The organism is Streptomyces sp. NPDC048434 (assembly GCF_043200375.1).
Taxonomy (GTDB): domain Bacteria; phylum Actinomycetota; class Actinomycetes; order Streptomycetales; family Streptomycetaceae; genus Streptomyces.
Genome location: NZ_JBICXQ010000034.1, coordinates 51,908 through 66,508 on the forward strand (window position 1 = coordinate 51,908; position 14,601 = coordinate 66,508).

Below are 14,601 nucleotides of genomic sequence, written 5' to 3' on the forward strand. Positions count from 1 at the left end.
GCGTACGGGGACATCTGTGGGACGCATCACGACCGGTGCACGAAATGCGTCCGAACAGGTTGCGACACACCACGGGAGAGCAAGGGGGATCCACTGTGACCGAGCCCGGGGACGGCGACGCGCCCGCCGACCTGCAGCTGACATCGGCGGAATGGAGCATGTGGCAGGCCTTCCGCAACGGCAGCACCTGCGATCTGCACATCGGCGACCCGGCCCGCGACGATCCGCACGGGCAGCATCTGTGGGGCCCGGAGCGCCGCGTGCGGGCCCGGGTCGTGGCACTCCTGCTGCTCGACGGGCCGCCCGCGCAGCCGGGCCGGGTCTCCGCGCTCCAGCTCACCGGCGCCTACATCACGGACACTCTCGACCTTGCGGGCGGCACGATCAAGCCATTCATCGAGCTGCGGGACTGCCGCTTCGAGGCCGAGGTGGTGCTGCCGGAGAGCCGGTTCACCACACTGCGGCTGGTGAACTGTGCGATACCCCGGCTGGAGGCGGCCCGGCTGCACACCGAGGGCGATCTCCATCTGCCGCGCTGTGTGGTGCACTCCGGCATCCGGCTCACCGACGCGCACATCGGCACGGACCTGATGCTGAACCAGACCGTGGTGCACAAGGACCGGCAGGGCCGGTCGATCATGGCGGACGGGATGACCGTCGCCCAGGACCTGCAGGCCGAGATGATGGAGTCCTACGGCGAGCTGTCGCTGCGCGGCGCGACCATCGGCGTGTCGCTGAGCCTGCGCGGCAGCCGGCTGAGCAACCCCTTCGGCCGCCGGGCGCTGAACGCCCCGCAGCTGACCGTCGAGCGCACCCTCTATCTGACCGCGGCCGGCCTGGCCAACTCCCCCTTCTCCAGCAGCGCCACGCCCCCGTACGGCATCGCGCACACCCCCTCGCGCGGCACCCGGATGCAGCGCTTCGAGTGCGAGGGCGGGATGCGGCTGGACGACGGGCGGTTCGGCGACGCGGTCGACTTCGAGCACGCCCGCTTCATCATGGAGTCCGACCAGGAGCTGTCGCTGCGCCGTATCCAGACGCCCGAGCTGCGGTTCCTCGGCGAGCGGCCACAGCGCGGCCGGGTGATCCTCTCGGGCGCCCGGGTCGTCAATCTCATCGACAAGTCGGCGAGCTGGCCGGGGCTGGGCGGGCTGTGGATGGCCGGCTTCGCCTACGAGACCCTGATCCCGCGCGGTCACTTCCCGCTGGCGCTGCGGCTGCAGTGGGTGGCGGCGGCGACCCCCGAGTACGCGCCCGAACCGTACGAGATGCTCGCGGCCTCGCTGCGCACCACCGGTGAGGACTCCGACGCGCGCGAGGTGCTGCTGGCCAAGCAGCGGCGGCGCCGCGAGACGCTGCCGCTGGCGGCCAAGGCCTGGGGGTTCCTGCAGGACTGGACGGTGGCCTACGGCTACCGCCCGGGGCGGGCCGCGGTGTGGATGGCCATCCTGTGGGCGATCGGCACGCTCTACTTCTCGATGTCCCCGCCGCCGCCCCTCAAGGGGGACGAGGCGCCGCCCTGGAATCCGTATCTCTACTCCCTGGACCTGCTGCTGCCGGTGATCGACCTGAATCAGGGCGCCGCCTGGAAGCCGGGCGGCGGTGCGCAGTGGGCGGCCGCCCTCCTGATCCTGGCGGGCTGGGTGCTCGCCACGACGGTCGCGGCGGGCGCGTCCCGGCTGCTGCGAAGGCAGTAGCTGTCCCCGTTGCCGGCCGTCCCGCCGCGCCCGCGCCACGGCGGGACGGCCGGCAACACACCCGAGACCGCACGACGGAGGCACAACGGCGAGGCAGCGGCCACGACGGGATTCCCGCCCGCGTGGGGGCACAACGAAGTGCAGCGTCTAGGCTTACCGGCTGTGACCTCCGTGCGCCTACCGCTCTTCCCGCTGAACTCGGTGCTGTTCCCGGGACTCGTGCTCCCGCTGAACGTCTTCGAGGCGCGGTACCGGGCGATGATGCGTGATCTGAGTGCGGTGCCCGAGGACGACCGTCGCTTCGCCGTGATCGCGATCCGGGACGGCCGCGAGGTCGCCGCCACCGCGCAGGGCATGCCGGACGCCACGCTGCCGTCCGCGGACGGCCCCACGGCGGGCTTCGGCGACGATCCGATGCAGGCCTTCCACGCCGTGGGCTGTATCGCCGACGCGGCGACCGTCCGGGAGAAGTCGTCCGCCGACGACACCGGCTACGAGGTCCTCGCGACCGGCATCACCCGCTTCCGGCTGCTGTCGGTGGACGCCTCGGGGCCGTATCTGACCGGCGAGCTGGAGGAGCTGGAGGACGGCGAGGGAGAGGGCGCGGGCGCGCTCGCCTCGGGCGTCGTGCGGGCCTTCCGGACGTACCAGAAGCGGCTGGCCTGGGCGAACGAGCGCACCCTGTCGAGCGGGCAGGACCTGCCGGCCGACCCGGCGGTGCTGTCGTATCTCGTCGCCGCGGCGGCCGTGCTGGACGTCCCCGCCAAGCAGCGGCTGCTGGAGGCACCGGACACCGCGTCGCGGCTGGGGCAGGAGCTGAAACTGCTTCGCCAGGAGTCGGCGCTGCTCGGTAAGCTCCCGTCGCTGCCGGCCGTGGATCTGACCCGGCAGCCGACCAGCCCCAACTGAACGACCGGCCCCACGGACGCGAGGCACGAATACGGTGGCGAAGAAGTCCAAGAAGTCCGTCGGCACCCCTGCGACGGCCGCCCTCACCGCGGCCGGCGTCCCGTTCACCACGCACTCCTACGCGCATGACCCGGCCGCCCCGTCGTACGGCGAGGAGGCCGCCGAGGCCCTCGGTGTCGCGCCCGACCAGGTGTTCAAGACACTGCTGGCGGACGTCGACGGCACCCTGACGGTCGCCGTGGTCCCGGTGTCGGGGTCGCTGGACCTCAAGGCGCTGGCGGCCTCGGTGGGCGGCAAGCGGGCCACGATGGCCGACCCGGCGGCGGCCGAGCGCAGCACGGGCTACGTCCTGGGCGGGATCTCGCCGCTGGGACAGCGCAAACGGCTGCGCACGGTCGTGGACGCCTCGGCCGAGGGCCGGCCGACGGTCTGTGTGTCGGCGGGGCGGCGCGGGCTGGAGGTCGAGCTGTCGCCGGCGGACCTGGTGGTGCTCACGGGGGCGCACCTCGCGCCGATCGCCCGCGGCTGAACGCACTGCGGGGCGGCCGGTGGACCGGCCGCCCCTGAGGTCTGCGGATGTCAGCCCTCGTCGGGCGGCCGCTGATCGTGGTGGTCCACGGGCCAGTGCGGCGACTCCGGCTGCGGCTCCGGGTCGCGCGGCCCGAACAGCCCGGTCAGCGCGAGCTGGGTGAGCATCGAGGCGATCGGCCAGGCCAGCAGCGCGCCCTTGGCCTGCAGCCGCAGCGGGCCGTTGAAGTTCACGCCGGGGCCGACCTGCTTGGCGTGCGCGGCCACGTCCGCTGTGGGGCCCAGCCACATACCCGTCACCCAGCCCAGCACCGCGCCGAGCAGCCCGCCCACGACCAGCGCCACGACCAGCGGAATCCCGCCACGCCGGCGGAAGAGGAAGACCGCGGCGGCGCTCAGCACACCGAAGCCGAGGGACAGCAGGACGAAGGTGCCGTCCGCGCCGATCGCCTCCTCGCCCTCGGTGTTCTTGAGGTAGACGTTGCGGGTGTCCGCGATCAGCGGGATGTGCGGCGCGAGCCAGTTCCACAGCACGCCGAGCAGCACGCCGCTCACCGCGACCACGAGCGCGATCAGCGCGCCCTCGCGCAGCTCGCGGGCAAGCTCGGGGCCGCCGAGGCCGCCGTGGTCGGCGACGGGCGCGGCCTCGGGGCGCTGCGGCTCGTCGGGCGGTTGGTTGTCGGATGGCGTCAGCGGTGCGGTCACCCCGTCATCGTGCCAGGTGGGGCTGGTGGGACCGGAAGCAGGACGGCCGTTCGGTGTGGTGGCGCCCGTCATCGGGCCGCCGCCCGGCGGTACGCCCAGGTGGCGACGGCCAGCGAGAGCACCCCGACGGCCGCGCAGACGCCCAGGTCCGCGCCGACCGCGACCCAGTCGGGATGCGGGTCGAAGCTGCGTGCCAGCGCCTCCACTCCGTAGGTCGAGGGCAGCAGATCGCGGGCCCAGCCGATCGCCGCGGGCATCCGTTCGGCCGGCAGCACCCCCAGCAGCAGCGCCGCCGACATGCCCAACTGGCCGCAGAGCGTGGCGAGTTCGGGCCGAGGAGCGAGCAGGCCGAGGGCCGCGCCGAGGCCGGCCAGCGCCGCCCCGGCGAGCGGGAGCACGGCGGCCAGCACCCACAGGTGGGCCGTCGGCAGCTGGAAGAGCACACAGCCGGTGACCGCGGTGACCACCGTCCCCGGCACGGTGAACGAGGCGTACGCGGCGGCGGCGCCGAGCACCACGGCGGCCGGCGGCACCGGCAGCGTCGCGTAGTGGTCGAGCCCGCCGCCGGCCCGTAGCTGTCCGAAGTACTGGGCGAGGAGATTGAGCGCCACGAAGGCGACGACCAGCACGCTGGAGCCGGACACCACGGACCGGGCCGGATCCCCGCCGTCGACCACGCCGCGCAGCAGGACCATGATCCCGATGGACTGGAAGGTGGCGACGAACAGCAGCGGGATCCGTGCCACCCGGGCCCGGGAGAGCTGGGCCCGGTAGACGGCGCCCAGCGCGGGCACCAGACGGGCGCGCGGCGCCAGCGGGGCGGCCTCCTCGGGCCGCGCCCCGGCGCCCCGGACCGCCCCGGCCACCGCCTGCGCGGGAACCACACTCACGTTGTCACCAAGCCTTCCTCGCTGCTCCCGTGGTACTCCATACGTCCGCCGTACCGGCCTCCGTTCACGCCTTGACCAGTCCTTCCGCCCGGCCCCCCAGGGCCAGGTACACATCCTCCAGGCTGGGCGTGGCCAGCGTGAAGTCGTCCAGGGCCGCGAAGGCGGGGCCCGCAGTGACCGCGGTGACGGCGGAGCGGGCCCGGTCGGCGGGCAGGCGGAGGGTCCAGCGGCGGCCGGAGATGTGCGCGGCGGCTTCGAGGGCGGCGACCTCGGGCACCTCCAGCGGCGGGCGGTCGCGCCACACCAGCTCCAGCCGGACCTCCTCGCTCACCATTTCCTTCAGTCCGCCGGGCGTGTCGCAGGCGATGACGCGGCCCCGGTCGATCACCGCCACCCGGTCGAGCACGCTCTCGGCCTCCAGGACGTTATGGGTCACCAGCACCACCGTGACGCCGTACTCGGCCCGGCGCCGGTCCACCGCGGCCCACACGGCGCGCCGTGCGACCGGGTCCATACCGGTGGTCGGCTCGTCCAGCACCAGCAGCGGCCGCTCGCCGATCAGCGCGGTGGCCAGGCAGGCCAGCCGCCGCTGCCCGCCGGACAGCTTCTTCAGCGCCCGTCCCGTGATGTCGGCGAGGCCCAGCTCGCCGATCACCGCGTCCCGCTCGGCGCGCGCCTCGCGGGCACCGAGCCCGCGCAGCCGGCCGGTGGTCTCCACCGCCAGCGAGACCGTCATCTCGTCCAGAGCGGTCGACTCCTGGCCCAGGTAGCCGAGCAGCCGGGCGGCCCGCTCAGGGTGGCGCACCAGGTCGTGGCCCAGTACGGAGATGCTGCCGGAGTCCGGGCGCAGCAGTCCGGTCAGCTGACGGACCAGGGTGGACTTGCCGGCGCCGTTGGGGCCGAGCAGCCCGAAGATCTCGCCGCGGCGCACCTCCAGGGTGATGCCGTCGTTGGCGCGTACGGCGGACGCGCGTGCCGCCCCGCGGCGCCCGCGCATCGCGGGGTACGTCTTGACCAGGTCCCGCACGGCGCACACCGGCATCCCGCGCTCCACCTGTTTTGCGCCCGTCCTCACGAGCTATGAGGGTACGCGTCCCCGGCCCGCCTCCGGGCCGCGGGGCTCCGGCGGGCGGGGACGGGCAGGGGGCTCCGGCCGGTCAGTCCCCGGCCGGAGCGTGCTCGGCGGCCGTGCGCAGATCGACCTCGCGCCAGAATCCGGCCCGGATCGCATAGCGGTCGTGCTCGTCGATCTGGTCGTCCTTGTGGGCCAGCAGCCCGAACCGGGCGGCGTAGCGCAGCAGTTCACCGTCGATGCGGTGCGGGATGCGCGGGTACTCCGTCGACAGCTGCTGGAGATGGGCGGTGACGGAGAGCCGGTCGGTCCAGCGGCGGGCGAAGACCTGGCCGACCTCGAAGGGGTCGCCGCTGACGGCGGTGATGTCCTCCTCGCGGTCGGCCCAGCGCTGCTCGGCGCTGGTGAGCTGGGCGAGGGTGGGCAGGGCCGCGGTCTCGGAGGGCTCACCGACCGGGCCGCCGCGCTCGACCCAGCCCTTGTCGGACGACCAGCGCAGAGTGGCACCGCCCGGTGCCTGCGGAGCGGGGCCGGCCGCACCAGCGGCGGGGCCCTGGCCTGCGGCGTGGGCCCGGCCGAGACCGGCCAGGTCCTTGGGGGTGGGGACGACCTTGGAGCCCGCGGCGCCGGCCTCGTCAGCGGCGGCCGGTGCGCCCTCGGCGCCGCCCGGCGCCCGGGAGACGCCGTTGGCGCCGCTGCGCTCATGGGCGTGCTCGGCGGATTCCGGGCCGGAGGCGGCGGCCGCCGCGGCGGCCGCGACCGCGGACTCGGGCAGCGGGGCGGAGAGGATCGCGGCGATCTCGGGGCGGGGTACGGGCGGCGGCGCACAGGGACCGCCGAGCTCCTTGGCGCGGACCGCGCGGGTGATCCAGGTCCGGTCCAGCACCCGCCGCTCGTCGGCCTCGGCGACCAGGTCCTCGGACTGGTTGTAGTCGCCGTCCGCGGCCTGGACGGCCCACAGATGGACCGCGACGCCGTGTTCCTTCGCCGACATCAGGCCGGGCAGGAGGTCGCCGTCGCCGGTGACCAGGACGATGTCGGAGCAGGCCCGGTTACGTGCGAGTTCGGTCAGCTCGGCGTGCATCGCGGCGTCCACGCCCTTCTGCGCCCAGCGCCCGTCGCTGCGGGTCAGCGCGCCCAGCCGGACGGTGACGCGGGGCATCACCCGCAGCCGGCGGTGCTCGGGCTGCGGGACGCGGTCGGGGGCGCCGTCGAACCAGTAGATCCGCAGCAGCGGGCGTTCGGTGTCCGCCTCGGCGCGCTGGCGCAGGCCCTGGATGAGGGCGGCGTGATCCACCGTGATCCGGGAACGGGCGGGCTCTCCGGCGAGCAGGCTCGCCGCGGCGCCGAGCAAATACCCGGCGTCCACCAGGACGACACAGCGATCCACGATCCACCCTCTTCCCTGAGGTGCTGATGTCCGGTCGCCCCCCGGCTCGGCCCGTGGCACGAGTTCTCTTCGGTTGTCCTTCGAGTCTGCCCGACCCTACGGGCGTTATCTGCCCGAACTCGATCATCGGCGTGGCGGATTCGGCGGGGATGTTGAGTACAGCGCGTGATCAACCATATAACGCAGGGTAATTGCCCGAAATGCAGCGCTCTGTCCGGCATGTAAGTCTGGATCCGGCCCCGATCCCAGATTCCCCCTCAGGAGGCAAGATCATGGCCAAGGACAAGAAGCAGGACCGCAGTCAGCAGCAGAAGACGGCATCCTCGGCGGAACGCGGCCAGCAGGAAGCCCAGAAGTCGAGCCTTGAGGCACAGTCCCAGTCGCGGTCACAGGCGCAGGGCAGCCCGGCAGATGTTGCGCGTAAGCACCAGCGGCGCTTCGGTCACAACTGATCCACGCCACACAGAGGTTGAGGGGCGCGTCCGCTACGGGGCGCGCCCCTCGGGGTACTAACGGCCGGGGCCGGCGGCTCAGCCCGCCAGGCAGGACGGGCCGAGCAGCACCTTCAGATCGCCGAACAGCGAGGGGTCGGGCGTGACCCGGTGCCGGTCCAGTCGGAGCACGGTCGTCTTGCGGGCCCCCTGCAGCTTGATCCGCACCTCCGTGGAACCGCGGTGGCTGCTGAGCACCTCACCGAGCTTCTCGACCATCGGCGGGGTGACCTTGACCGTCGGAATGGTGATCGTCACGGGGGCGTTGGTGCCGGCCTCCGAGAGGTCGGGGACCATCATCTCCATGGCCACCAGCCGCGGGATGTCCTCCCGCTTGTCGAGGCGGCCCTTGACGAAGACCACGGTGTCCTCGACGAGTTGGGTGGACACCAGCTGGTAGGTCGCCGGGAAGAACATGCAGTCGATGGAGCCGGCCAGGTCCTCGACGGTGGCGATCGCCCAGGCGTTGCCCTGCTTGGTCATCTTGCGCTGCAGGCCGGAGATGATGCCGCCGATGGTGACGATCGAACCGTCCGAGTAGTCGCCGCCGGTCAGCTGGGCGATGGCGGCGTCCGCCTTGTCGGACAGCACATGCTCCAGGCCGAAGAGCGGGTGGTCGGAGACGTAGAGACCGAGCATCTCGCGCTCCTGGGCGAGGAGGTAGGCCTTGTCCCACTCGATGTCCGAGAACTCCACGTCCAGGCCGAAGCCGGGGCTCTCGTCCGCGCCGGCGTCGCCCATGCCGCCGAAGAGGTCGAACTGCCCCTCGGCCTCCTTGCGCTTGACCTGCACGACGTTGTCGATCATCGGTTCGTAGTGCGCCGTCAGGCCCTTGCGGGTGTGGCCCATCTCGTCGAAGGCACCGGCCTTGATCAGCGATTCGGTGGTGCGCTTGTTGCAGACGACCGCGTCGACCTTGTCGAGGTAGTCGGGGAAGGAGAGGTACTTTCCCTTCGCCTTGCGGCAGCGGATGATCGACTCGACGACGTTCTGACCGACGTTACGGACCGCGGTGAGACCGAAGAGGATCACATCGTCGCCCTGGGCGGCGAAGTTGGCCTCCGACTCGTTGACGTTCGGCGGCAGCACCTTGATGCCCATGCGGCGGCACTCGTTCAGATAGACCGCCGACTTGTCCTTGTCGTCGCGCACCGAGGTCAGCAGCGCGGACATGTACTCGGCCGGGTAGTTGGCCTTGAGGTAGGCGGTCCAGTACGTGACCAGGCCGTACGCGGAGGAGTGCGCCTTGTTGAAGGCGTAGCCGGCGAACGGGACCAGGACGTCCCACAGTGCCTGGATGGCCTGGTCGGAGAAGCCCTTCTTCTTCGCGCCCTCCTGGAAGAGCACGAAGTTCTTCGCCAGCTCCTCGGGCTTCTTCTTGCCCATGACGCGGCGGAGGATGTCGGCCTCGCCGAGGGAGTACCCGGCGATGATCTGGGCGGCCTTCTGCACCTGCTCCTGGTACACGATGAGGCCGTGGGTCAGGCCGAGGACCTCCTTGAGGGGCTCCTCCAGCTCCGGGTGGATCGGGGTGATCTCCTGGAGGCCGTTCTTGCGCAGCGCGTAGTTGGTGTGCGAGTCCATGCCCATCGGGCCCGGCCGGTACAGCGCCGAGACGGCGGAAATGTCCTCGAAGTTGTCGGGCTTCATCAGCCGCAGCAACGAGCGCATCGGACCGCCGTCGAACTGGAAGACGCCGAGCGTGTCACCGCGGCAGAGCATCTCGTAGGTCTTGGGGTCGTCCAGCGAGACGGAGAGCAGCTCCAGGTCGACGCCCTTGTTCTTCTTCACCATCTTGACGGCGTCGTCCATGATGGTGAGGTTGCGCAGGCCCAGGAAGTCCATCTTGAGCAGGCCGAGCGACTCGCACTGGGGGTAGTCCCACTGCGTGATGGTGACGTTGTCGGTGTGCCTGACCCAGACCGGGGCGTGGTCGACGATCGGCTCGCTGGACATGATGACGCCGGCCGCGTGCACGCCCATCTGCCGGACCAGGCCCTCGACGCCCTTGGCGGTGTCGATGACCTTCTTCACGTCCGGTTCGTTCTCGTACATCCCCCGGATCTCGCCCGCCTCGCTGTAGCGCGGGTGCTGGGGGTCGGTGATGCCGCTGAGGTCGATGCCCTTGCCGAGGACGTCGGCGGGCATGGCCTTGGTGAGGCGGTCACCCATGGCGTACGGATAGCCCAGGACGCGCGCGGAGTCCTTGATGGCGTTCTTGGCCTTGATCTTGCCGTAGGTGCCGATCATGGCGACCTTGTCGGCGCCGTACTTTTCCGTGACATACCGGATGACTTCGACGCGCCTGCGCTCGTCGAAGTCGATGTCGACATCGGGCATGGACACGCGCTCGGGGTTGAGGAACCGCTCGAAGATCAGTCCGTGCGTGATCGGGTCGAGGTCGGTGATGCCCATCGCATACGCCACGATCGAGCCGGCCGCTGAGCCACGGCCGGGGCCGACCGCGATGCCGTTGTTCTTGGCCCACATGATGAAGTCGGCGACGACCAGGAAGTAGCCGGGGAACCCCATCTGGATGATGATGTCCATCTCGTACTCGGCCTGCTTCTGCCGGTCCTCGGGGACACCGCCCGGGTAACGGCGCTGCATGCCGACCCGGACCTCCTCCTGGAACCAGGTGACCTCCGTGAAGCCCTGCGGGATGTCGAACTTCGGCATCAGGTCGCGCTTCTCGAACATCCCGGAGACGTCGATCTGGTCGGCGACCAGGCGGGTGTTGGCGCAACCCTGCTGCCAGGCGTCCGAGGAGTCGATGGCGTACATCTCGTCCGTGGACTTGAGGTAGTAGCCCGTGCCGTCGAAGCGGAAGCGGTCAGGGTCGGAGAGGTTCTTGCCGGTCTGGATGCACAGCAGGGCGTCGTGCGCCGTGGACTCGTGCGCGTAGGTGTAGTGCGAGTCGTTGGTGACCAGCGGCGGGATGTCGAGCTTCTTGCCGATCTCCAGAAGACCGTCGCGGACCCGGCGCTCGATCTCGATGCCGTGGTCCATCAGCTCCAGGAAATACCGGTCCTTGCCGAAGATGTCCTGGTATTCGGACGCGGACTTCAGCGCCTCGTCGAACTGGCCGAGCCGCAGCCGGGTCTGCAGCTCACCGGAGGGGCAGCCGGTCGAGGCGATCAGTCCCTCGGACCACTGGGCGATGGTCTCCTTGTCCATCCGCGGCCACTTCGTCAGCCAGCCCTCGGCATACGCGTCCGAGGACAGCCGGAAGAGGTTGTGCAGTCCGGTCCTGTTCGCCGCCCAGATCGTCTTGTGCGTGTAACCACCGGAGCCCGAGACGTCATCGCGCTTCTGATGCGGCTGGCCCCACTGCACCTTGCGCTTGTTGCGCCGCGACTCCGGCGCCACATACGCCTCGATGCCGATGATCGGCGTCACCCCCGCCTTCTTCGCCGAGTGGAAGAAGTCGTACGCACCATGGAGGTTGCCGTGGTCGGACATGGCGATATGCGTCATGTCCATCTCGTTGCACGCCTTGAACATGTCCGACAGCCGCGCCGCACCGTCCAGCAGTGAGTACTGGGTGTGGACATGCAGGTGCGTGAACGGGGGCCTGGACGGGGCTGCCACGGCGGAGGACCTCCAAAGGAACGAAGCGGCACAAGGCGCCTCGGCGGGGGGCGGTGGTCGGACGACGGATGGACGGTCGGCGACGGATGGGTGAGACGGTCTCGAAGTCTACGACTCCTGACTGACAATCGCCGGGCACCGACGAGTAGCCTCGCGCGTTGTCAGTGACAGATCCGCGACGGGCTCCGCCACGGTTCTCCGTACCCTCTTCCGCACCTCAGGAGGCACCCAGCGATGCCGTCCCAGCACGCCCCCGCGCAGGACGCCGAGCAGCGCGGCGAGGAAATCCTCGCCGTATTCGACACCGCCTTCGGGGAGCTGCTCGCCGCCGACCCCGCAGCCTTCCGTGTGAAATTCCGGAAGATGGCCGCCTCCGCCTTCGCCTTCTACCGGGGCACGGCCTGTCTGTTCTACCGGGACCTGGAGGCCTCACAGGACGACGGCGGCAAGGACAGCGGCCCGTATCTGGACGAGCGGACCGGCCGGGTGTGGATCCACGGCGATCTGCACGCCGAGAACTTCGGCACGTACATGGACGCCACGGGCCGGCTGATCTTCAACGTCAACGACTTCGACGAGGCGTACGTCGGGCCGTTCACCTGGGACCTCAAGCGGTTCGCCGCCTCGGTCGCGCTGATCGGCTACGCCAAGGCGCTCAGCGACAAGCAGATCACCGACCTGGTGCGCACCTACGCCGCCGCCTACCGGGAGCGCATCCACGCGCTGGCCTCGGGGACGAAGAGCTCCGACCGGGACGAGCTGCCGCCCTTCACGCTGGACACCGCCGAGGGCCCGCTGCTGGGCGCGCTGCGCATGGCCCGCTCGCTGACCCGGTTCGGGCTGCTGGACTCGATGACGGAGATCCGCGACTTCGAGCGCCGCTTCTCGGCGGGCGGTGGCAGCGTCGAGCTGGACGCGGCCACCCGCTACAAGGTCCTCGCCGCCTTCGACGGCTATCTGGAGACGCTGCCGGAGTCGAGCCTGGACCGCCCGGACTCCTACCGCGTCAAGGACGTGGTGGGCCGGCGCGGCATCGGCATCGGCTCGGCCGGTCTGCCGTCGTACAACATCCTGCTCGAGGGCAACAGCGACGCCCTGGAGAACGATGTGGTGATCTACATGAAGCAGGCGCAGACCCCGGCCGTCTCCCGGCACATCACCGACCCCGCGGTCCGCGGCTACTTCCAGCACGAGGGCCACCGCACGGTGATTTCGCAGCGCGCCCTGCAGGATCACGCCGACCCGTGGCTGGGCTGGACCGAACTCGACGGCGCGGGCCAGCTGGTCGCCGAGATCTCGCCGTACGCGGTCGACCTGGACTGGTCGGACATCGACGACCCGGAGGAGATCGCGGCGGTGGTGGCCGACCTGGGCCGGGCCACCGCGACCATGCACGCAGCAGCGGACGACGAGAGCGGCCACTCGCTGGTGCCGTTCTCGACGGAGCGGGCCATCGACGCGGCCATCGCGGCCGACGAGGACGGCTTCGCGGCGCTGCTGGTGGACTTCGCGCACTCCTACGGCGCCCGCGCCCGCGGCGACCACCAGATCTTCGTGGACCTCTTCCGCAACGGCCGGATCCCGGGCCTGTAGGGGCCGGGGGCGGCGCCCGACGCGTGCCGTACGCACCGTATATCCCGGTGCGTACGGCTTCGGACCCCCTTAGCCGCCGCTTACCCCGGCCCATGGCACACTCGGCTGCAATGGACATCTCGGCGGCACACCTGCGGGCACTGCGCGCGGCGCTTTTCACGGCGCTGTGCGTGACGTTGTCCGCGGCGTCGCATGTGCTGCTGTCCCGTATGCCGCTGCCGCTGACCACCGTCGCCGCGCTCTGTGCCGCCGTGTTCGCCCTCGCCTATGCGCTGGCCGGGCGGGAGCGCGGCTTCTGGCGGATCGCGGCGCTGCTGGTCCCGCTGGAACTGGCCGCCGATCTGGTCTTCAGCCTGGGGCAGCACACCTGTTACGGGGAGGCCGGCGGCCCGGTCGCCGGCCCGCTGCGCTCGCTGGGCATGGATCTGCTGTGCGGCGGCGACCCCGTCGGGTCACCGCTGGCACGGCTGTCCCAGGACGACGCTGCGCCCGTGGCCACCTGGCTGGTGCTGCTCGCGGCGCATGTGGGCACCGGGCTGCTGGCGGCGGGCTGGCTGCGCCGCGGCGAGGCCGCGCTGCACCAGCTGCTGGGCGCGGTGGCGGGCTTCGCCTTCCGCCCGCTGCTGATCGCCGTCGCGGTGATCGGCGCCACCGCCGAGCCCCGCCACCCGGCGCCCGCCCCCGTACGGTCCGGGCGCCCCGCCCGCGCCGTCCCCCTGCTCGTGCACTGTGTCGTGCGCCGTGGGCCGCCCTGCGCGCTCGCTGCGTGAGCCTTCGGCCACGCGGCCCGCGTACGCCCGCACCGCGCGCCTACGCCTTTGACAGCACGCACCTTCCGTCCCACGGACAACCACGGAGCAGGAACAGTCATGAGCAACCGCAACAACCAGGCCAACAAGCAGGCAGCCCGCGAGCGGCTGCGCGCCGAACGTGAGCGGCAGGCGAAGAAGGACCGGGTCCGCCGGCAGCTGATCGTCGGCGGCGCGATCGTCGGTGTTCTGGCGATAGCCGGCGGTATCGGGGTGGCGGTCGCCAATATGGGCGGCGGCAGCTCCGTCAGCAGCAGCGGCGGGGGCAGCGGCGACTGGGCGAAGGCCGCGAAGGCCACGCTGGTCAAGCCCCAGAACACCAGCGGCAAGAACGGCACCACGGTCGTCGTCGGCAAGAAGGACGCCAAGAACACCCTGAACCTCTTCGAGGACCCGCGCTGCCCCGGCTGCGCCGGCTTCGAGCAGAACGTCGGCGCCACCGTCGAGAAGGACATCAAGGACGGCAAGTACAAGGCGTCCTACCACCTGGGCACGTTCCTCGACGCCAACCTCAAGGGCACCGGTTCCAAGAACGCGCTGAGCGCACTGGGCGCCGCCCTCGACGTCAGCCCGGACGCCTTCTTGAAGTACAAGTACGCGCTGTACTCGAAGGAGTTCCACCCGGACGAGACCGGTCCGGACAAGTTCGCCGACGACAGCTACCTGATCAAGGTCGCCGACACCATCCCGGCACTCAAGGGCAACGCGGCCTTCCAGAAGGCCGTCAAGTCGGGCACCTACGACCGGTGGGCGCTGGAGATGTCCGACGCCTTCAGCGCGGTCAAGGACGTCACCAGCACCCCGACGATCAAGCTCAATGACTCCGTGCTGGGCACGGACAGCCCGCAGGGCAAGGTGGCCCCGTCCAGCGTGGCCGCCTTCAACTCCATGGTCGGCAAGGCACTGAAGAGCTGACGCGGGCGGCC

12 protein-coding genes are annotated in these 14,601 nt (G+C 71.0%); 7 read left to right on the top strand and 5 right to left on the bottom strand.

All coding sequences use genetic code 11. The annotated features are described in order from the left end of the window. Positions 1-95 precede the first annotated feature (95 nt). From ACGFWI_RS32705 to ybaK, 3 genes are all read left to right on the top strand, one after another. A complete protein-coding gene (locus ACGFWI_RS32705) occupies positions 96-1,697 on the top strand; it encodes an oxidoreductase (protein ID WP_393909663.1) in 1,602 nt (533 codons plus the stop codon). A gap of 162 nt (positions 1,698-1,859) precedes the next feature. Continuing rightward, positions 1,860-2,606 (top strand): LON peptidase substrate-binding domain-containing protein, encoded by a 747-nt coding sequence (locus tag ACGFWI_RS32710; RefSeq protein WP_393909664.1) that lies wholly within the window; start codon positions 1,860-1,862, stop codon positions 2,604-2,606. A gap of 34 nt (positions 2,607-2,640) precedes the next feature. Then, positions 2,641-3,135 (top strand): Cys-tRNA(Pro) deacylase, encoded by a 495-nt coding sequence (ybaK, locus tag ACGFWI_RS32715; protein WP_393909665.1) that lies wholly within the window; start codon positions 2,641-2,643, stop codon positions 3,133-3,135. Positions 3,136-3,185: 50 nt separating this feature from the next. On the opposite strand, the gene ACGFWI_RS32720 is transcribed toward ybaK, so the two are convergent. From ACGFWI_RS32720 to ACGFWI_RS32735, 4 genes are all read right to left on the bottom strand, one after another. Further along, on the bottom strand, positions 3,186-3,839 hold the full coding sequence (locus ACGFWI_RS32720; RefSeq protein ID WP_393909666.1) for an ABC transporter permease: 654 nt from the start codon (positions 3,837-3,839) through the stop codon (positions 3,186-3,188). Between the two features lie 68 nt (positions 3,840-3,907). Then, positions 3,908-4,729, bottom strand: coding sequence for an ABC transporter permease (locus ACGFWI_RS32725; protein WP_393909667.1), 822 nt, complete (start codon positions 4,727-4,729; stop codon positions 3,908-3,910). Between the two features lie 64 nt (positions 4,730-4,793). Beyond that, complete coding sequence (locus ACGFWI_RS32730) at positions 4,794-5,771, bottom strand: ABC transporter ATP-binding protein (protein WP_393909708.1); 978 nt, start codon at positions 5,769-5,771, stop codon at positions 4,794-4,796. Positions 5,772-5,886: 115 nt separating this feature from the next. After that, on the bottom strand, positions 5,887-7,191 hold the full coding sequence (locus ACGFWI_RS32735) for an NYN domain-containing protein (RefSeq protein WP_393909668.1): 1,305 nt from the start codon (positions 7,189-7,191) through the stop codon (positions 5,887-5,889). A gap of 272 nt (positions 7,192-7,463) precedes the next feature. Between ACGFWI_RS32735 and ACGFWI_RS32740 the strand changes: the two genes are divergently transcribed. After that, positions 7,464-7,643, top strand: a complete 180-nt coding sequence (locus tag ACGFWI_RS32740) for a hypothetical protein (protein ID WP_393909669.1) — start codon at positions 7,464-7,466, stop codon at positions 7,641-7,643. A 78-nt stretch (positions 7,644-7,721) separates the two neighbouring features. Here the strand turns inward: ACGFWI_RS32740 and dnaE are convergent, their stop codons facing one another. Further along, positions 7,722-11,273: a DNA polymerase III subunit alpha gene (gene dnaE, locus ACGFWI_RS32745; protein WP_393909670.1), complete on the bottom strand. Its 3,552-nt coding sequence runs from the start codon at positions 11,271-11,273 to the stop codon at positions 7,722-7,724. Between the two features lie 234 nt (positions 11,274-11,507). Between dnaE and ACGFWI_RS32750 the strand changes: the two genes are divergently transcribed. The 3 genes from ACGFWI_RS32750 (at position 11,508) to ACGFWI_RS32760 (ending at position 14,590) form a co-directional block, all read left to right on the top strand. Continuing rightward, positions 11,508-12,866, top strand: a complete 1,359-nt coding sequence (locus tag ACGFWI_RS32750) for a DUF2252 domain-containing protein (protein ID WP_393909671.1) — start codon at positions 11,508-11,510, stop codon at positions 12,864-12,866. 110 nt (positions 12,867-12,976) lie between these two features. After that, the gene (locus ACGFWI_RS32755) at positions 12,977-13,636 is read left to right on the top strand and encodes a hypothetical protein (protein WP_393909672.1); all 660 of its coding nucleotides are present in this window, start codon (positions 12,977-12,979) and stop codon (positions 13,634-13,636) included. Positions 13,637-13,735: 99 nt separating this feature from the next. After that, entirely contained in the window at positions 13,736-14,590 is an 855-nt protein-coding gene (locus tag ACGFWI_RS32760; RefSeq protein WP_393909673.1) for a thioredoxin domain-containing protein, read from the top strand. Positions 14,591-14,601: the final 11 nt, after the last annotated feature.